Source organism: Anaerosolibacter carboniphilus, from assembly GCF_014205875.1.
GTDB classification, from domain to species: Bacteria; Bacillota; Clostridia; order Peptostreptococcales; family Thermotaleaceae; genus Anaerosolibacter; species Anaerosolibacter carboniphilus.
Window position 1 is genome coordinate 16,210 of record NZ_JACHEN010000044.1, and the last position, 17,375, is coordinate 33,584.

The window sequence follows — 17,375 nt, forward strand, 5'->3', positions numbered from 1 at the left end:
TCCCCCATTTATGATAATCTTAAAACCTGGCCAACATAGAGGGCGTCAGGATTCTTAATGCCATTAATCTTGGCAATCTCAGCATACTTACTGCCGTTGTTGAGTTCCTTCTTTGCTATGGCCCAAAGGGTATCCCCATTTTTTACGATGTACTGCTTTGCTGGCTCCTTAGCAGGTCTTTGCTTTTCTTCTACTACTACGGTCTTTGGTTGCTCGCTTGAAGTAGGATTTGTACTAGCTATGGACTGAAGATTTAAGATCTTCGTTTCATACCGTTTATATTCCCTAAGCTTTAAAGAAACATAGATATCTCCTTCCTCTCCAGCCCTTTCCTCAAAGCTATAGTCTTCTAAAGATACCTCCATATTCATATCAAAGCTCCCCATATCTCTAGAGACTACCCACCGAACAGGTTTCTTATCTTTCTTGTATTGCTTAAACTTTTCCAGATAGAATTCAGGATCCTTAGAGTTCATTGCAAGAGGAGAATTTTGTCCTGGGAGCAATATGTTAAAACTGATATCTGTAAGACCAGGGTCTTTTAATATATTCACTTCACCTAGCTCAATAAGACTGATGGTCTTATTCTTGTTGTTGATCTGTACCGTCAGCTTATCAGGATTTACCGGTAATCGTATAACCTCTCCTTCATAACTAAAATACATTTCATACACTATACATGCACCCCCTCAGCAGCGATCATGAGCTGCTCAGTCAAGATCTTTTCTACATGAGGAATAATTCCATCCAAATCCGCGGTTTCACGAACATCACCGAACTGCAGGCTAATCTGAGGGGCAAGGGTTGCTGTGGTAAATCGGTTTACGACTTGCTGTTCTGCAATATCACGCATCAGCTCCAGTTTTTCATTGCTAATATCTAATTTGTCATTAACCTTCTTTAGGTTGTCATTGGCTAATCCAAAGTTATCATTTTGTTGTTCGTTCCAATCTTTGAGCAGTGGGCTATCACTCATACCAACGGCAGGATCTTTTGGCATTGTAAATTTATCAAGACCAAACTTTGCTTTTAAATTATCTAATGAGAAGTCTTCAATAGCTTTCATTCCAGACTCTTTAAAGCCAGAAAAATTTGCTTTATACTCGATTTCTTGTATTTGTTTAGCCTTAACACCTAAGAGGTTAGCGAAGAATTGTGACACCTTGTTAATTCCTTTTATCGCCCCATTGATAAGACCCATAATCGAATTTACAGCCCACTCTGCTGCATCTACAATATATCCAAATGCACTTGAGAATGCTTTACGAACAGGCTCACATGTAGCTATCAATGCTGCTAATGCTACGATCAACCCAACAACAAGACCTATGATCATAGCGATCGGATTAAACGCCAAAGCTGCATTAAACATGCTTTGTGCTTTAGTTGCACCGTGTGTGATAAGCGTCCAAGCTTTAATAGCTCCAGAATGTGCTATTGTTGCAATTGTACTTGCATTTGCAACTAACCAATATAACCCATAAGCAGCAGCCACACCTAGAATTATGGGCGCTATGGGTTTAAGTACCACGCTGAAAATATGTCCCATAAAAACTAAAGCATTTGTCAATCCAAGAACTGAGGACGCTATAATAAAAAAGCCTATGCTAATACTATTGAAAAATGATTGAAATTGTCCATCTTTAAATCCTTGATTAAGGGCTTGCAGAGTGGGTTTTAACGCTTCTAGTGTACTTTCCCCTGATTGAGCAAAAGAGGCTTCAATGTTTGATCCTAGGTTATTAAATTGAGCTAATGCAGAACTATTGAACTCTTCCAACGCCTGTTGAGTAGCTCCCTTTTTATCAAGTAGAATATTAAACTTGTTAATAAAATCATCCATATCTTTAGCACTTTGTAACATTTCTCTATCTTGACTTCCAAATCCGAAACGACCTTTCAGAGACATAAAATCTCCACCTAAAGCCTCTTTCAGTGCGAATCCTGCTCCTTCCAAACCTTGTGTAGGATCTAAGAATGCTAATCTTTCAGCCGTTTTGTTTAACTTCATCAGTTTATCTGTACTCTTAGTAAACTGAATAAACTGTCTGGTAATCGCATTAAACTCTTTTATCCCATATACACTATCATTAGCATACTTATTTAAGCTTCCAAAAAATGCTTTACCTATGTCTTTGTTTCCTAGCATACCTGACATAGTAATCAGCTGTTGTTCTAGCCTCGTAGATCCTCCAAGGATCATGTCTATACCTTTTTTAGCAACTTGAAATGATAAATAAGTTGTCGCAAATCCTTTTATTGTATTAAACATGCCATTAGCTTCGTGTGTGCCGACTTTAATTGTATTATTTATTTCTTTTTGTTTACTTACTACCCTATCTTGTTGATCAACTACTTGCTTAAAAGCTGCTTCTGCCTGCTGTATCTTGCCCCTAGCAATTTTCATTTGACTTGCAAATTTCGTGTCCATGTTTGCAGCATTAGCCATCTGTTCCATGGCATTGATAGTAATATTAAGTGCTTGGGTCACTTGTTGTAGTGGCCTAGAAAAGCTGTCAAACATTTTTAGCGCTGTTGCTACTGTTGCCATGAAATCACCTCAATTTTACGCATAATAAAAGCACCCAAGAAAGGATGCTTTTATTATGTCAGAATAATGTTTTAACTAATGTTTTGTACAAACTATCATCTATTTCCAATAAACTTTTCTTGCCATTCTTAAATTGAATGGCTACAAGATTGATACCTTTTTTCTTTGCCGATAATCCAGCTAATAGGCCTACGGGACCTAATACTAAAGAGCCAACAAGTCCACGACTTACAGCACTTGTTACACTTGTTCGTTTTTCTTCATCAACTAGTTCATAAGCTTCAACTGTTGTTTTGTTTAGTTTGAAATTTTCCATAAAATTAATCACCAAAGCAATACTACCTGCTGTGTTGATTACTTTGCATTTTTCAAAATCTCCTGCAATCACACAATTTTTAGCTCCCACTTGTTTTTATCCCCCTAGCCTAAAAATTTTACCTAATTATACCAGAACTTTATCTTCTCTGTCTAGCCTTCGTCCTTACTTTATCCATACTCTTCTTTTCATTTTCAACATGTAAATCTATAGCTGCATAGACAAACGCTTTTTCTTTTCTAGGTAAATTAACTAAAATTCGGGGGCGCCATCTAAATTTATGGAGGGCGTAGTAAGCATAGTTTGCCTCCCAATCGCCCTCCTTGATCAGTTTTTTGCTTCTTCGATCAATTCATTCATACTTTTATCGTAACCGTTAATCTCACTAACGATAGAAAATAATTCTGAGTATTCTCCATCAAGCATTTTAACTTTCATGGCATTTAACAAATTTTCTGCACCTAGAACTCCCCAACTACTCTGCAATTCTTTATTTTTGAAATCTGGGTGCATAGTAGTCTCTATGATAATCTTTGCCATGTATGCGTCTTGATCTGTCTCGATTATCTTTTGCCCCTTGTGGAAGCTAATTTTGCGACAGCTCTTCCTAAGCTCATCACCCTTAGCTGCAGTAATAGGTTTAAACTTCATTTTCTTTTCTTTCCCACCTAATTTTACAGTTTTCTCGACAATCTCGACTTCTCCAAAATCATCCATTAAAAAATCCTGAAAATCACTCATGTATATTCCTCCCTATTATCCTAATATCGGTTTTCCAAAACTATCTAGTAACTCTACATCGTCAAATGTAAAGGCAATCTCTTCTTCTAAGGCGTCACTTTCGGTATCGAACATGGCCATAGGTACACTGTCTAGGTTTACACCCTTTAATACGACCGTCTGCTTTCCTATGCTTGATGTTGGATCTTCATTGACTACTGTGATATCGAAATAGGTATCTATACCCTGCTTAATATATTTAAGCATGATTTCTCTGAATCGAGAAGTAACATAATAGATGGTCAATGATCCTGTACCATTCCACCCTGTCGTTTTATGCTGTGTACCCCTTCTCCCTAGGGTTTTTATTTCTGCTTTATTCTTTTCCGCTTTAGCTTCTAGCTTTTTAGCGTAAAACATATCTTCTACTCTTCCATCAATGGTTGCATAGCAGCGAGCTTCCTGTCCGCTGATGGTATCTTGGGCTAAAAAGAAACTCATACTATCTCACCTCCACACTCAGATATATTTTCTCTATGGCGTCCACAGGCTGGGCATACAAATTAGCCACTACAGCATCAATTTCATTACCGGGAAGTACTTCAATATCCGTTTGAGGATCGAAGTTCTGTATGGCGGTAATTCCTTGCAGTGTATCCATGTAATTAATAATTTCGGCTTTAAAGATATTTCTTCCATCATCATTGTTGTTAACCTTACCGATGTAGTACTTTTCAAAGATGGCTTTCATATCATTACCGATACTGTCTAGTACTCGAATGACTCGATTCTTTCTGAATTCCTTGTTTTTCTCTGGGGTAAAGGAAACTAAAGTATTGATATCCTGTTCAACTACAGCCCGATTGTCATTGGCCACAAATACGAATTCTCCATTTCGGAGAGCTGCTTCAATTTGACTATTGGTATAGCGAACCGTTACCTCCACCGCATCATCATAGGCCGTATAGGTGAGGGACTCATTGACCTCTGCCCCTGCAATAGCACCTGCCACCCATGCTACGGCCTTCTCTGCTGAGATAATCGTTGTATCCGCTAGAACCACACCATTTTTCACTGAGATAATCCCCTCATAGTCTGCTGCAGGATAATTCTCCAGTACACATTGAACCTTCTTCCCTTCCTGCTCCCTAACTCTTTTGATGAAGGCAACAAATACGGCTTTTAAGGCTGCATCTGTGGAGGATAATGCCATGGTATTAAAATCATAGGGTTCTATGGCTGCTAAGTAGTCTGTGTAGTCCTGATTGGTTACAGTGCCATCGGCACCACCTTCTAATGGTACTCCTGCAGTTGTCGTCAAGGCGCCAGTTCCTGAGAAGTCTACAAAGCTGTTATTTTTCAAGTCTTCAACTGCAGCTACCTTCACCTGGCTATCTACTTCTTTCCCGTCAAGGAGGGTAATTACATCAAACTTCGCATTGTCCACTATATTGCTCTCGATGACAATAGCTAGATCATTTCCCTTCGTTCCTCCATATTTTGCTGTAGCCGTCAGATTTCCGTTTGTGGCCGTAGCTTTTGTTCCTGTATTCACACGATACAGCAGCAGCCTTCTAGCTCTTTTTAGAGCTTCTCTGATCAGCAGTGCGCTTGTATCTGTTAGAGCTATTCCTATTAAACCAAACAGATCATCACCGGCATTAATCTCTACAATCTGTTTTGACGGTCCCCATGGCAAAACGAAAGGCATGGTTACTACGCCACGCTCTCCAAGGGTTCCTAAAGGTTTCTTAGCTGATCTAAAATTGATATATACGCCAGGGCGTACTTTATTCTGAGTCGTAAATGTACCACCTGCCATTATTCACTCACCTTGCTTTCTTTAAATTTCTTAATCTCTTCAAAACATGCCTTGATGGTATATTCTCCATCGGACAATATGGCTGTTAGAATGTCTTTTTCTATCTGTGAAAACTGGCTTGATTGTATAAGCTTCTGCTTTGTAAATTTAATCTCTGTCTTAGCCATTCTTTAACTTCGCCTCCTTCTCTAAGGTTTCCATGTATGGTATCTGCCCTTGATTCTTTAACATATGTGTTTCAAGTTCTAGGAAGAAATGAAGTACACCGTCTACAATCTCATAGCGCTTGTTATTACTTCGCAAGCAGTTACTACCTACATGAATATAATCCAACACACTATATAATCGCTCTGCCACAGCACAACAGTCCTCATTGACTTTTAATTCTTTATCGCTGAAATAGTGGATGTCAAAGAACACCGTCTTTCGATATCGCCTATTAAACTCCCTGGAGAGAGAATCGCTCAAAACCTTCACAAAAAAACAGGGCTCATTAAATCCCTGTTTGATCTCTTCACCATATATATTTATTCCTGGAAAGTTACTGTCCAGTGCTTGGTTAATCCCTATGCGAATATCATTTGTCATCCTATCACCTCTTTGGTGGCCTACCGTTTAAAATTTGCTCCAGCAACTCCACTTGTTTCCTCTCCAAATACTTTGGAAGCTCTTTTTCAATTTCCTGCATGGAGATGGTCATCATAAAGCGTCCCTCTACCCATCCTTTATGGTTCCTAGTTCTATGCCCATATTCTACATAACCGCTGTATTCTACAGGGTTGTATATCTCTACCACATAGGCGTTCCCATGCCTTTCTACTTTTCCAACTTTCCAGTTTCGTCTGAGATTGCCACCAGTTCTTCCGGATCCTTCTGGATATACACCAACAGGCGTACGCTTTTTAATCTTCCGCTCTGCTCTAAAGGCCATTTCCAGCAGGAATTCTTGAATGAATCTTTCCACTACCCTTTCATCCAGAGCCTTTTGAAAACTGTTCCCTATCTTCTTGAAGTCCTTAAAATCAAACTTCCCCAACTTACTCATGCACGACCAATTCTTTCTAACATGATTTCTTGGTGAGTTGAGAATACAACAGGCTCTCCAACATTTTGAAACATGTATTCCATTCCCTTTTGAGACACATAGATTTTACAACCTGCCTTCACCATAACGTCTGGATCCATAAATAGCATTGCATCGTAATTGATATTTGCCGTAGTTTCAGTTTGATTAGCAGGTTTCGCATGAATGTTCAGATTACAAGGTATATCCTTGTAATATTCGATTTCCTTCTGTTCTGTCTCAAAAGTTTCAGGATTTTTCACAGGCTCAAACCCTTTAATGGTGCATAATCCTTCATAAAATATCTCAACTGCTATTCGTGCCACTGCTCTGGCTTTCTCTATACTGCTTAACATTACCACACCAGCTTTCTATATCGGTTAAGCTGTTTTGTATAGTTCTTTAGGAATTTCTCCCCTTCTGTCATAGAAGTTTTAATGTTTGCAAAACTGGTTGATACATTTCCCTCTGCAATAGAAGTAATAGGCCCTAGCGGTGTATCTTCTGCGCCTAAATTCTCAGATCGATACATATCTACGGCCATATTGAGCATGACACTATTTAAACCAGCCGGTACCTCATCAATATGACAATAATCTTTGATTAAGTCTGCTATTCTTTCAAGGCTGAACTCTAAAATAAAATCCTTTTCATCGTTATTGATCCCCAGCAGCTTCCTCAGTTTCTCCAGTTGAGTCATCTTCACTCACCTGCTCCCTGTTTTCTAACGCTTTGATTAGTTCATCTCTTTTCATTTTGTTATAGTCCTCAATACCTTTTTCTTTAGCCAGTTCCTTTAGTTGATCGACTTTCATTTTTTCATATTCAGTACCTGGCTTCTCTTCTTCCTCGATTTCATAACCGTGGCCTTTAAACCACTCGATTAAATGGGGTAGATCTGTTTCTCCTACCCCATTAATAAAAGTCACACTAGCTGAAACGCCACTATATTGTTTGTTTGGTGCATGTATCTTCGCCATATTATACCTCCTAGGATACTTTGATCTTTCTAAATACGCCAGCTGCTTTGGTAGCCTTCAATGCTACAGCTGCAACCATTTCCACTTCACCTTTCTTCACAGCCCCAGCATCTTTAAAGTTAGGCATCCAAGTTTTTGCTGGGGGATGTCCTGCCATAGAAACGCCATGAAAGCCATCAAGACCTAATCTTACGGCATACAGGCTGGTTTCTCCTGTGGTAATTGCCACAACAGGATCGTTGGTGCCTGGCTTTGCGCCTAAATCGATCAAAGGAATACCATCATAGGAAGTAATTTGTCTGCCAAAACCATCCTTTGTTTCGGTATAAGCTCCTGCTCTTCTGGCACAGGCTCTAATCTTAGCAATGAGTTTAATGTTACCGGCAATGAAAGATGGACGTCCATCCAATCCCATAAGGAATTCATCAAGTTCATCAAGGAACACTTTGTAATTTGCATCAATTGCTGCTGCACTTGACAAGTCAATTACCGCACCAGGAGTATATTCAGTTGATGAACCTGTCAAGGCTTTCTCTAAACCATCAAAGGCTTTTGCATTTACTGCGCTATCTCCATTGATTACTGTATTATTAAACAATGCTTGGGCAGCCTTCACCTTCTGCTGCATCTGTATGGTTACCTCACTTACTATACCGCCCATACCAGCAATGATACGGTCAATCTCAAAAGATCCACCGAACACTTTAAGATCAACAGAATGTCTTTGCTTGGTGACTTCTTGTGGTGTGTACTCGGTATTGATTTCCCTGAAGTCTGCATTTGGTTGAGTTAACAACCTGGTATAGGCATAGGTTAGTGTTGCACCGCCTCCCGTTGGCGATACAGCATCATCAAAAGTAATGTTATCCAAGATGAAATTTGATTTTCTAAACTCATCGATAACACCCATTTGCAGGGCATCCTGTACGTTTTTCTTTGCTTCTAACAATGTAATTGGCATTTTTATTTTCCTCCTTCAAAGTATGCTTTGACAGCATCTTGTAAATTGTTAAAATCTCCTGGTTGAGTTTGTTTATTTGGGTCTTTGCCATCCTGGGGCTCTATCCCCTTAAACTTTGTCTGCTGTGGATCTTGTTTTTCAGTAAATAAAAAAGACTTCGATTCTTTCAAAGTCTTAATCTGTTCCTCTAATCCACCTTTTAGATTTCCCGATTCATCCAGCTCAATCTTCGCCTTGTCCAACAGTCCTGCCACAAGATCTGTGTCATGGACCTGTCCTGCCAAGGCCAGCTTTACGGCATTGGTGATGGATAACTCCTTGATCTTTGTCTCAAAGCCCTTTGTTGTCTGCTTATTCTGCTCTTGAAGGTCCTTGATTTGCTTCTCCAACTCTTCATTTCCTTTGGCTTTTCCCTCCAAGTCCTTCAACTGTTTATCTCGATCCGTCAGCTGAGATTTAAGGTCCTTATTTTCCTCATTGAGCTGATTGAATTTATCCTTGGGGATCCAGTTCCCATTGGATACTATATCAATCTTCGTATCACCTGCCTTCTGTATGACCTGATTATACAACTCTTCCCCTAATAAATCCTTTAGGGTTTTTTCTGTAAACAACTGCAAATTCATCATAAATGGCTTTTTCATACTATATCTCCTTTCATATTCCTACTCACCTTTTTATGCTGGTCGGCTCCAGCTGTAGCTTTCGTTTCTTTAGGCTCTAACCCTTAAAAAGAGCATAATAAAAGCACCTACCGTTTTTACCTAGCAAGTGCTTATCAATTCCAATTATTAATTATTTCTGCTGCTTGTTCTTCTGTAATTTCATCATAGTCCCAGTCTTCGCCGATATAAATACAGCTTTGTTCAGGAGCTGGCTTCCATTGTTTTTTTGCTTTATCATACTTTTCAAAGCTGCAGTTTATACGTCTGTATAATCTTGATGCAGTATTTTTCTGTTCATCGTAATTATAGGCAAAATAGAAATCCTCCACTATGCTTACCTCCTTGATTTTATTTCCCTGATATTTTGAGGTTCGGTCAGCTTTGAAGATAATTCAATCATTTTATAGGTGAGTTCTGCATATCTCTCAGGTGTTACGCCATCTTGTCTAGCTTCCTCGTACAGCCTATGCAGTTCCCCATTCTTAAGCGCGAAGCTCTCTGGTGTATGAAATTGTACTTCAAAGTTTTGCCCTTCTGGACTTCTAAAAGTACAATTAACGCCCTTATACGCACTGTTTCTATTTACCCAGAAATTTTTAACTTTAATCTCTGAGTAGTTTCGTTCTAGGAGCTTCTCCGTTACCTTATTATAAGCATCAACTAGGTTATCTACTGTATCTTGATAGGTATACCTAATTACATCATTGGTACTTAAGATTGTCTCATCAATGACCCTTGGGTCTAGACTGCCATCACTATCCGAATTAATCTTTCTTAAATAGGATTCCTTGCTTTTAACTCTAAATTCAAGCCCTACCATATCCACACCAGTAAAATCAGATATCTCTTTTAAGTCCTGGGTTATAGCTGGCTCATTGGCTATTATTTTATTATAAGCATTGTGCTTTCTGTAGTCACTCTTTAATCTATTCCAATCCTCAGTATTATTATACTTCAATTCCTGGAACTTATCAAAGGACCTAGGTGCGTCTTTTCCCAAAATAGCCTTATATCTTACATATTGCTCTTTATCTTTGGCAGCATTTTTTATCTTTTTCTCTAAAATAGCTGCCTCTTCTTTTCCATACTTACCCACAACATGTTGATCATACCAGTTTTTATAGCTGATGTTGCCATCAACCTTATAAACTTTTCCATCAATATCCCTTGCAATCCTTTCCTCATCTTCTACATCTGGGAAATACGCTAGGGTTGTAGTTCTGCAATTTGCATGAAAAGGCGGTGCGTTGAGTCCTGGTTGCATCTCTGCCACATTGAATACTTTTCCATCCATGGCCCTGCATATATCACTTGTTTTAAGGTCTAAGGTTGCTAAATTTTCATACTGTTTTACTACACCACTATTTTTATAGCTGGTCATAGTAGCTCTACTGGCTATATTAGCACTTTCTGTGTTCACCAAAGTGGCTGCCCTGCTTCTGGATACATCCATCCGCTTGGCTAATATTCTTGAGGTTATATCAATGCTATCTCCTCGGATGAAAGACTGGACTAGGTTCGTCTGCAGCTCTGTTAAAAGTTTGCTTTTATTATCCCAGATCCTGCTGCTAAAATCTCCTTCCATCCATTTCTGATGGATTGCCTTTTCAATAGTCTGAGTATCCAGCTTTGCAAACTCTACGCCAACCCCTAAACCTTTCTGAAGCTCATAAATATTTCGATAATAGGTGTCTTCGTAGATGTCTGATAAAAGTTTATTCATGCTCTTTTGCTGGCTATCCATTAACATTTCCATCTGATGCTGTATTTGAATCTGCAGCGCTTCCAATCTGCTTACTCTGACTTTATAGGATACATTATTGAGCTGCTGCTCCCAAATACCATCGATGTTATTTTTAGCTTTTTCAGTGAATTCCTCCAAAGTCATTTTGAACTCTGCTAACTCTTTACCACCTAAGAGCTTCTTGGCTTCGGCCAGATCCACTTTGTTTTCCATAGCAAACCGTTGATAGAAAATTTCAATATCCCTTTGAATGCTAAGCTTAGCTTTTTCATATTCCTTGATCAAGGAAGTTACATATTCACCAGCCTTCTTGAATTGCTCTCCTGCAACAGCCTCTGCCCTTTTCTGCCAATACTCTTTATTCTTCATTGCCTACACCACCCGTATTGAAATTGGGCGGATATATTGCATTGGTGGCTTCTTCCCGATGCTGCTTGATTCGATCTAACTCTTCCCTTACATCTGTTACATAGGGATGATTGGCTACGATGGTTTCATCAGAGATAATGCCCATGGAATTTTTACAATTAGTGATAGAATCAGTCTCATTGATCAGAATATCTCGGTTGAAAATAAATTCTACACTTTCTTCGGTATAATCGCCTTGGCCTGTGTTGATTAGGTGCTGGTCAACAAACCATAGCAGGTACTCCAAGGATGCTTGAAACTCTGTCTCAATGATATTGCAATCCATATCTAAATCATTGTAAAGGAATTTTAGTGCTATACCACTGGGCGCTTGACCAAATCTCTCGCTTTGGGTATCTACACCGCGGCCAAATTCATAAATGTCCTTTCGATCCTGCTCGATATGAGTTTTGTAAGCTTCCACATTCATTTCAAGATTTAAAGTCTCGACTCCACCCTCGTCTGTAACCTTGACAGCCCTATAGAGGGACATATTCTTTCTAAACTCTCCTAAGTTTGTACCGTCATAGTTTTTAAGAACATAGATGCTGTTAGGCAAATCTTCAAGGTTGTTGCTGTTATCAGATTTATTTCTATCGTAGTCATCTACCAATGACTTTACAAACTTGATCAACGGCTGCTCTTCGTCGTTATACTTGAAATAGATGAAGGGTACCTTATTCCAGGTATAGGGCTGCTGGTTTCCTTCTTCGTCTATGATCATGAAGTGCCCTGTTCCTTCTGGAGTTTCCACATCAGGAATTAAACTGCCGTTATTTTCAACATATCGCAAAACCTGCTTCGTATCCCAGTACTCCACTTTCTTGATGGTTTTCTTTTTCCTGCCCTCGTATACTTCTACCTCGTAGACTCTAATTAATGCATCCAGCTTTGTATGCTCTGTATCCTTCCATAGAGGGATGATCTCTTCCGATGGCAGCCTTTTAAACCTCAGTTCCCCTTCTTCATTGTAGTAAACCTGTATCCATGCTTTCCCTTTGTTGATAGCATCTTTCCCCAGGTTTTTCAGAAGCTTCATAAAGGACTTATCAAATATACCCGTCAATATTTCCTGATAGGTCTTATTCTCTGTCTGGATGCTCAAAGGTTTAGACAGCAGATATCCTATCTTTTGATCCACCAGCTTTCTCACAAAGTTATGGACCAGCTTATTGTTGGCCAGATTCTCAACCTCCTGCAGCTGTCCACCTTCCCCTATGGCCATTCTCTTTCTCTGGAGAATGTCTGCATCTCCCAAGTAATATTTCTGGCCCGTAAGCATTAGCTTTTTTAGTTCAGAGTTATTCCATTCCTTGATCTCTTCCTGAATGATGTCTATAAGACTCATCCCTGTATTGCTGTAGTAGCCAACCTTTGCACTGACCAGCTTTGTATCTGTAATCTCCATTTTCTTCACCTCCTAGTTAAAATGATATGGCCTTGGCCTTCATGTCATCTTCCATGGCATAGCGGCATTGATCTATAGTATGGTTGTTTGTATCTTCAAGCTTTGCCTTTGGATTTCCATCTTGGTCTACTTGATAGTCTATATCTTCAAATTCTTTTGCGGTATGGGGTGTTCGTTGCGGATCTATCACAATGGCCTCCAGATCATCCAGCCACTTTTCTCCGTATTCAACACTGCCAGGGCCTTTCTTAGCACCTTTGATCTTTATTCCATAAGTCTTCATCTCTGCAATGGATTTGGGCTCTTCGTTATCAGCAATTATAACCTCATCATGATAGTTTCGTTTCTTGATCCATTCGGCAGCTTCACGGTTACTGATTTTAACACCGTAAAATTCATCCATGGCATATAGAATCCTTTTCTTTTTATCGTAGTGCCAGCGTCCAAAGGAGAAGGGATCTACGCCATACCCCCAGTCAATTCCTTGGCGAATGTTATCAAAGGAATTTATCTCTTCATTGGTAATTCTTCTAAATACAAGCTTATCGAAAGGAACCACTCCTGAACCGATGGCCTTGCCTAAATACTCCCATTTGTATTTTAGAGAAACGCCATCATTATCTAGCTTGCCTTTCTTCTTAACTTCTTCAGCCTCTTCGATGAATGCTTTGGAGATGTGTGGATTCTCCAGGTAAGTAGAATGATGAATGTATGTATTCCCCGGTATAAACTGTGATTCGTACTTCTTATTCACCCAAGACTGCTTTCTCTTTGGTGGGTTATAGCTGTAATAGAAAGCATAAAAAAGACCATCGGGTAATTCTGCTCTTAATACAGAATTTTCAATGGTCGATACTTCTTCTTCAGTTTTAAATTCGGCTAATTCCTCAATCCACATAAAGGCTATAGGGAATTTGGCCATCTTGATTGATTTAAGTTTCAAAGGATCATCTGCACCGCGGAATATGATTTTATTGCCTCTGGGCGTATATATAAGCTGCATAGGACTTTTTATGACACGCCAGTACATCCCTACACCCAGGATATCTATGGCTTCCTTCAGCTGCTCAAACACTGACTCTTCCAATGTGCGGGCAACCTTTCTGATACAAAGAGTCGTTACGGGATACTTCATCATATCTTTGATGAGCTTCATGGCAATATGGGTAGACTTGGCTGATCCACGGCCCCCTTTACACACATGCCGCAGATATTTATGCGAATTGGAAGCTTTCCAGAAACTCTTAAAGGCAGGTGTCACGATCTCTGAAAGCTTAACTTCCTTCATCGTCACCACTGCCTATATCATCTATGATCTTGACTCCCATTTCTCCTGCCAGCTCTACTTTATCGTTAAACATTCCCAGGTGCCTTCCCAGAAGCTCCAGAGCCTTAACTTTGTCATATGGCTTTACTTCAATCCCATTAGTTCCTTGCTTTATACTGGCAATGGCTGCCCGTTTATCTTCTGGAATATCATCGGTATTTATGATCTCCACCGCCTGATATTCAAAGGGCTGCTGTCCAATCACCTTTCCTTCTTTGTCAACAATGTCTCTGTATCCTATCCTTAAAGCCACTTTCGCAAAGTCAGTTCCTCTGGCGAAAGCAACCCTTGCTAGTTCTTGAAGTACCTTATCCTGAGTAATCTCTGTCCTTTGCTGCCGGTTTTTCATTCTTTCATCAATATACTTTTGGATGTGAGGTTTTGTGAGGTTTTCATATCCCACTTCCTTTGCTGTTCTTTCTGAATATCCTGCTCTAATAGCCGCTTGAGTGGCATTAAGATCCACTAGATATTCATCACAAAATATTTTCTGTTTTGGTGTTAGTTTCACAATGCCACCTCCTTGTTTATAGCATGAAAAAAAGAGCCAGAGGCTCTTATATTTCATTCGTCTTAATCATTCTTGATCATCTTCTGTTCAATAATTATAAATATCCTTTTAAGAACAATAAAAAGATTAAATAAGAAAATAAACACTAGTAGATACTGAACAAAACTAACAATGCTCATAAAAACTGTATTGCTACTTAAGAACAGTAAAGACAAACTCATTATTAAAATAAAAATACTTACGAGTATCTCAAACATAATGGCATAATACGTCTCTTTTGCCAACTTCCTGATGGCATTAACTTTATTCCCATCATTCGCCACACTCACTACTAATTTATTTTGCATATCTATAAGCAGAATTAACAGGTTAAATAGCATACCAATTAATATAGCGAATACCACTGTAATCATATTTGATATATCCTTATCAATAGCTTTAATGTTGGTGACAATTAAAGCCCAAAATATAGGAACAATGAAATAAGTGAATATTGGTACATACAAAATCCGTCTCTTGCCATTTGTTTCAGTTATAATAATAAAATTATCAAAGTATCTCTTTATTATTGTAGTGCAGTTAGAATATTCTACCTTAAAAATTACTTTAGCCATTAACATTACAAATAACACAACTGCAAAATAGAAGTAGGGTATTTTTATAAAGTTCAAAGTAAAACTTAAAATTTCTTTATAATCCATACTTAACCACCCATACCTTTTTAAATTAATCCCTTACTATCAACCCCGACAATGTCAAATACTCCTCTAAATTTTCTTCAAAAACTACTGACATGCTTTCTTCAGTTGGATGACCTCCTAATAGAACTAGCCTATCGGTTACATCTTCACTAATAACAATTTTATTAATATTCTCTAAGTTTAGAACCTTACTTCTTTTCCCAATCTTTACTTCCACTTTTACATTATCATAATCAAAGTCAATTTCTGCGATATTTCTTATACGTACTCTACCTCTTACATAACTTTTAATTTTGTCTCTGATATCATTATTTCTACCCACATGATGAATTACATATTCATCGAATGCTACACCATTGTTAAGACCTAGTCTCTGCGCAGTATCAGCAGGTATGTCATATCTTATAAATCTCATTGATTTTATTACCCCATCATCTAGGAAATGATCTATATATTGTACTGGAGTAAATGAATTTATACTTAGTTCATACTCTGGGTTAATACTCCTTAAGTATTCTTCTAAAAGCCTATCAAATTGTTGCTTTATTCCAAATACCCCTACGTTTTCAAGTATCAAAATCCCTCTATTAGTCTCTCCAGCGGGTACAGCTAATGTGAAGTAAAAAGGAATAACATCAGCGTCGCTTTCATTTTTATTATATTGTGTTGCTCCCGTTGCACTATCAATTATTTCAGAAGTTAATCCGTATGATCCTGATTTCACCTTCCCTATGATATACTTATAGTCTTCTACTCCTCTAAAATGATGATCAAACTGTTGATAATTTTCAACCTTAAAAACCTTACTTAAAATTTCAGTTCTCTGAAAATCTCCAACATTTAGGTTAAGAAATCCTGTAAGATGTTGTAAGAACGTAATACCATCGATATCATTTAAGTTATACGGTACATCATTTTTTCTATTTTTTAAACCTATTGCGTATACAGAAATACTTATTGATGCCATATTGCCCCTCCTTTATGATTTTTACAGTTAAGCAATTCTGCAAAATAGAGCAATATCCTTTATATTTCGATAGCAAATTTCGACATTTGATCTTCCCATATAACATTTTATTGTGGCTTTCCTAATTGTTAAGTATACTTTGATCTTTTATAACATAAATTGTTGTATACTATCATTGATCTTTGAAAATTCAATATTGAAAATCAAGGGAGGAGAATTTATGAAGAATCAATTAAAGATTCATCTCTACCAGATTATTTTATTTGTGCTACGAATGCCACCAGAAATAATCATTTTTCTGTGGATTGTAGTATGGAGTATGGTTCTCCGTTGTTAAAGGCATGCCTTTAACAATAATAAATAAATAATTAAAATATAATTCTCCTCCTAAAATATAAATAATGAATAGCTGGGCATATTGCTACAGCTATTTTTGTTTTTATAGATTATTAACCATTTCATGCACATTTTATAATGTTTATATAAAGCTCTGTTTTCTCTTACCTTTACTTTATTCAAAAAAAGATGGTTTTATCTCGTAACCTAACTGTTATTTTGTACCCCAACGTTTTTGCTTTATCTTTCCCTTTTCTCTCCGATGGCTGTCATGACTCATGCAGTCCCTTATCCCTTCATACTTAGCCTCAATGAAGAGGTCTATCGCTTCACAGGTATACTTATCGGCACAGCTGGAGCATCGGATCTCTGATGCACATACGATCTTCCCATCTTTAAATTTGACTCTACTTCTATGTTTCTCCATGCTGCACCGCCTTTCAGGGTTATATTTCCATACTAAAAAGCACCCATTTCTGAGTGCCTTTCGCAAGGGGTCGGCTAGTAGCCAATACGTGAATATATCTCTCTACTATTACCGTACATTTCATCAAAAGTTTTATCGTTAATAAAACTTTTTAGATAATATTTTTAATTTTTTCTAGTTTTTCTTTTGCTCTTTTTATTGTGAGGCTAACCGTGGACTTGGCAATCCCTAATTCCTCACCTATTTCTCTCATGGTTTTGCCTTCAAAATAATATTTTTCAATTAGTAGCTTCTGTCTCTCGGTCAGTCCTACCTCCATTGCAATTTTTAGGGATTGCTTCATCTTCTCGATCTGCTTTTCGTTTGTGTTCATTTGCATCTTCGATGATGAATCCATGATATAGAATAGGTAGTCTTGATTTTCGTGAGTTAGTGGTATATTTTTCACTTCTCCACCATCCTCTCTTA

At 38.2% G+C, this 17,375-nt stretch carries 23 protein-coding genes; all 23 read right to left on the reverse strand.

The genetic code is table 11. From position 1 onward, the window contains the following. Positions 1–8: 8 nt before the first annotated feature. The gene (locus HNQ80_RS23545) at positions 9–674 is read right to left on the reverse strand and encodes a LysM peptidoglycan-binding domain-containing protein (protein ID WP_184313317.1); all 666 of its coding nucleotides are present in this window, start codon (positions 672–674) and stop codon (positions 9–11) included. Beyond that, positions 674–2,551, reverse strand: a complete 1,878-nt coding sequence (locus HNQ80_RS23550; protein ID WP_184313319.1) for a phage tail tape measure protein — start codon at positions 2,549–2,551, stop codon at positions 674–676. The genes HNQ80_RS23545 and HNQ80_RS23550 overlap by 1 nt, the downstream gene beginning before the upstream one ends. 58 nt (positions 2,552–2,609) lie before the next feature. Further along, positions 2,610–2,957: a hypothetical protein gene (locus tag HNQ80_RS23555; protein ID WP_184313321.1), complete on the reverse strand. Its 348-nt coding sequence runs from the start codon at positions 2,955–2,957 to the stop codon at positions 2,610–2,612. 237 nt (positions 2,958–3,194) lie between these two features. Continuing rightward, positions 3,195–3,608, reverse strand: coding sequence for a phage tail assembly chaperone (locus tag HNQ80_RS23560; RefSeq protein ID WP_184313323.1), 414 nt, complete (start codon positions 3,606–3,608; stop codon positions 3,195–3,197). Positions 3,609–3,623: 15 nt separating this feature from the next. Further along, positions 3,624–4,088: a phage tail tube protein gene (locus HNQ80_RS23565; protein ID WP_184313325.1), complete on the reverse strand. Its 465-nt coding sequence runs from the start codon at positions 4,086–4,088 to the stop codon at positions 3,624–3,626. Position 4,089: 1 nt separating this feature from the next. Further along, on the reverse strand, positions 4,090–5,409 hold the full coding sequence (locus HNQ80_RS23570) for a phage tail sheath family protein (RefSeq protein ID WP_184313327.1): 1,320 nt from the start codon (positions 5,407–5,409) through the stop codon (positions 4,090–4,092). Continuing rightward, positions 5,409–5,576 (reverse strand): hypothetical protein, encoded by a 168-nt coding sequence (locus HNQ80_RS23575; protein ID WP_184313329.1) that lies wholly within the window; start codon positions 5,574–5,576, stop codon positions 5,409–5,411. The genes HNQ80_RS23570 and HNQ80_RS23575 overlap by 1 nt, the downstream gene beginning before the upstream one ends. Next, positions 5,569–5,997 (reverse strand): phage tail terminator family protein, encoded by a 429-nt coding sequence (locus tag HNQ80_RS23580; protein WP_184313331.1) that lies wholly within the window; start codon positions 5,995–5,997, stop codon positions 5,569–5,571. The genes HNQ80_RS23575 and HNQ80_RS23580 overlap by 8 nt, the downstream gene beginning before the upstream one ends. Positions 5,998–6,001: 4 nt before the next feature. Continuing rightward, positions 6,002–6,454 carry an HK97 gp10 family phage protein gene (locus HNQ80_RS23585; RefSeq protein ID WP_184313332.1) on the reverse strand — a complete coding sequence of 151 codons (453 nt, stop codon included), beginning with the start codon at positions 6,452–6,454 and terminating at the stop codon, positions 6,002–6,004. Next, positions 6,451–6,828 carry a hypothetical protein gene (locus HNQ80_RS23590; protein ID WP_184313334.1) on the reverse strand — a complete coding sequence of 126 codons (378 nt, stop codon included), beginning with the start codon at positions 6,826–6,828 and terminating at the stop codon, positions 6,451–6,453. Before HNQ80_RS23590 ends, HNQ80_RS23585 begins: the two co-directional genes overlap by 4 nt. Next, entirely contained in the window at positions 6,828–7,172 is a 345-nt protein-coding gene (locus tag HNQ80_RS23595; RefSeq protein WP_184313361.1) for a phage head-tail connector protein, read from the reverse strand. Before HNQ80_RS23595 ends, HNQ80_RS23590 begins: the two co-directional genes overlap by 1 nt. After that, entirely contained in the window at positions 7,129–7,452 is a 324-nt protein-coding gene (locus tag HNQ80_RS23600) for a Rho termination factor N-terminal domain-containing protein (protein ID WP_184313336.1), read from the reverse strand. Before HNQ80_RS23600 ends, HNQ80_RS23595 begins: the two co-directional genes overlap by 44 nt. A gap of 10 nt (positions 7,453–7,462) precedes the next feature. Continuing rightward, positions 7,463–8,413: a major capsid protein gene (locus HNQ80_RS23605; protein ID WP_184313338.1), complete on the reverse strand. Its 951-nt coding sequence runs from the start codon at positions 8,411–8,413 to the stop codon at positions 7,463–7,465. Between the two features lie 2 nt (positions 8,414–8,415). Beyond that, positions 8,416–9,057, reverse strand: a complete 642-nt coding sequence (locus HNQ80_RS23610; protein WP_184313340.1) for a phage scaffolding protein — start codon at positions 9,055–9,057, stop codon at positions 8,416–8,418. Positions 9,058–9,191: 134 nt separating this feature from the next. Further along, on the reverse strand, positions 9,192–9,407 hold the full coding sequence (locus HNQ80_RS23615) for a hypothetical protein (protein ID WP_207727173.1): 216 nt from the start codon (positions 9,405–9,407) through the stop codon (positions 9,192–9,194). 5 nt (positions 9,408–9,412) lie between these two features. Beyond that, positions 9,413–11,191 carry a minor capsid protein gene (locus HNQ80_RS23620; RefSeq protein WP_184313341.1) on the reverse strand — a complete coding sequence of 593 codons (1,779 nt, stop codon included), beginning with the start codon at positions 11,189–11,191 and terminating at the stop codon, positions 9,413–9,415. Beyond that, positions 11,181–12,638, reverse strand: coding sequence for a phage portal protein (locus HNQ80_RS23625; RefSeq protein ID WP_184313343.1), 1,458 nt, complete (start codon positions 12,636–12,638; stop codon positions 11,181–11,183). The genes HNQ80_RS23620 and HNQ80_RS23625 overlap by 11 nt, the downstream gene beginning before the upstream one ends. 16 nt (positions 12,639–12,654) lie before the next feature. Further along, entirely contained in the window at positions 12,655–13,926 is a 1,272-nt protein-coding gene (locus HNQ80_RS23630; protein ID WP_184313345.1) for a PBSX family phage terminase large subunit, read from the reverse strand. Further along, positions 13,913–14,476 carry a terminase small subunit gene (locus HNQ80_RS23635; RefSeq protein WP_330603004.1) on the reverse strand — a complete coding sequence of 188 codons (564 nt, stop codon included), beginning with the start codon at positions 14,474–14,476 and terminating at the stop codon, positions 13,913–13,915. The genes HNQ80_RS23630 and HNQ80_RS23635 overlap by 14 nt, the downstream gene beginning before the upstream one ends. A gap of 62 nt (positions 14,477–14,538) precedes the next feature. Continuing rightward, a complete protein-coding gene (locus HNQ80_RS23640; protein ID WP_184313347.1) occupies positions 14,539–15,177 on the reverse strand; it encodes a hypothetical protein in 639 nt (212 codons plus the stop codon). A gap of 25 nt (positions 15,178–15,202) precedes the next feature. Continuing rightward, positions 15,203–16,144 (reverse strand): hypothetical protein, encoded by a 942-nt coding sequence (locus HNQ80_RS23645; protein ID WP_184313349.1) that lies wholly within the window; start codon positions 16,142–16,144, stop codon positions 15,203–15,205. A 550-nt stretch (positions 16,145–16,694) separates the two neighbouring features. Beyond that, positions 16,695–16,907, reverse strand: coding sequence for a hypothetical protein (locus HNQ80_RS23650; RefSeq protein ID WP_184313351.1), 213 nt, complete (start codon positions 16,905–16,907; stop codon positions 16,695–16,697). A gap of 151 nt (positions 16,908–17,058) precedes the next feature. Then, positions 17,059–17,375 (reverse strand): sigma-70 family RNA polymerase sigma factor (locus tag HNQ80_RS23655; protein ID WP_184313353.1); only part of this gene is annotated, 317 nt, incomplete at its 5' end.

Bases quoted from the DNA above. Each gene is read 5' to 3' on its own strand.
- HNQ80_RS23570 (WP_184313327.1), bottom strand. From the start codon at position 5,409: ATGGCAGGTGGTACATTTACGACTCAGAATAAAGTACGCCCTGGCGTA.
- HNQ80_RS23575 (WP_184313329.1), bottom strand. From the start codon at position 5,576: ATGGCTAAGACAGAGATTAAATTTACAAAGCAGAAGCTTATACAATCA.
- HNQ80_RS23595 (WP_184313361.1), bottom strand. From the start codon at position 7,172: ATGACTCAACTGGAGAAACTGAGGAAGCTGCTGGGGATCAATAACGAT.
- HNQ80_RS23630 (WP_184313345.1), bottom strand. From the start codon at position 13,926: ATGAAGGAAGTTAAGCTTTCAGAGATCGTGACACCTGCCTTTAAGAGT.
- HNQ80_RS23600 (WP_184313336.1), bottom strand. From the start codon at position 7,452: ATGGCGAAGATACATGCACCAAACAAACAATATAGTGGCGTTTCAGCT.
- HNQ80_RS23560 (WP_184313323.1), bottom strand. From the start codon at position 3,608: ATGAGTGATTTTCAGGATTTTTTAATGGATGATTTTGGAGAAGTCGAG.
- HNQ80_RS23650 (WP_184313351.1), bottom strand. From the start codon at position 16,907: ATGGAGAAACATAGAAGTAGAGTCAAATTTAAAGATGGGAAGATCGTA.
- HNQ80_RS23550 (WP_184313319.1), bottom strand. From the start codon at position 2,551: ATGGCAACAGTAGCAACAGCGCTAAAAATGTTTGACAGCTTTTCTAGG.
- HNQ80_RS23645 (WP_184313349.1), bottom strand. From the start codon at position 16,144: ATGGCATCAATAAGTATTTCTGTATACGCAATAGGTTTAAAAAATAGA.
- HNQ80_RS23605 (WP_184313338.1), bottom strand. From the start codon at position 8,413: ATGCCAATTACATTGTTAGAAGCAAAGAAAAACGTACAGGATGCCCTG.
- HNQ80_RS23585 (WP_184313332.1), bottom strand. From the start codon at position 6,454: ATGAGTAAGTTGGGGAAGTTTGATTTTAAGGACTTCAAGAAGATAGGG.
- HNQ80_RS23565 (WP_184313325.1), bottom strand. From the start codon at position 4,088: ATGAGTTTCTTTTTAGCCCAAGATACCATCAGCGGACAGGAAGCTCGC.
- HNQ80_RS23640 (WP_184313347.1), bottom strand. From the start codon at position 15,177: ATGGATTATAAAGAAATTTTAAGTTTTACTTTGAACTTTATAAAAATA.
- HNQ80_RS23620 (WP_184313341.1), bottom strand. From the start codon at position 11,191: ATGAAGAATAAAGAGTATTGGCAGAAAAGGGCAGAGGCTGTTGCAGGA.
- HNQ80_RS23580 (WP_184313331.1), bottom strand. From the start codon at position 5,997: ATGACAAATGATATTCGCATAGGGATTAACCAAGCACTGGACAGTAAC.
- HNQ80_RS23610 (WP_184313340.1), bottom strand. From the start codon at position 9,057: ATGAAAAAGCCATTTATGATGAATTTGCAGTTGTTTACAGAAAAAACC.
- HNQ80_RS23590 (WP_184313334.1), bottom strand. From the start codon at position 6,828: ATGTTAAGCAGTATAGAGAAAGCCAGAGCAGTGGCACGAATAGCAGTT.
- HNQ80_RS23625 (WP_184313343.1), bottom strand. From the start codon at position 12,638: ATGGAGATTACAGATACAAAGCTGGTCAGTGCAAAGGTTGGCTACTAC.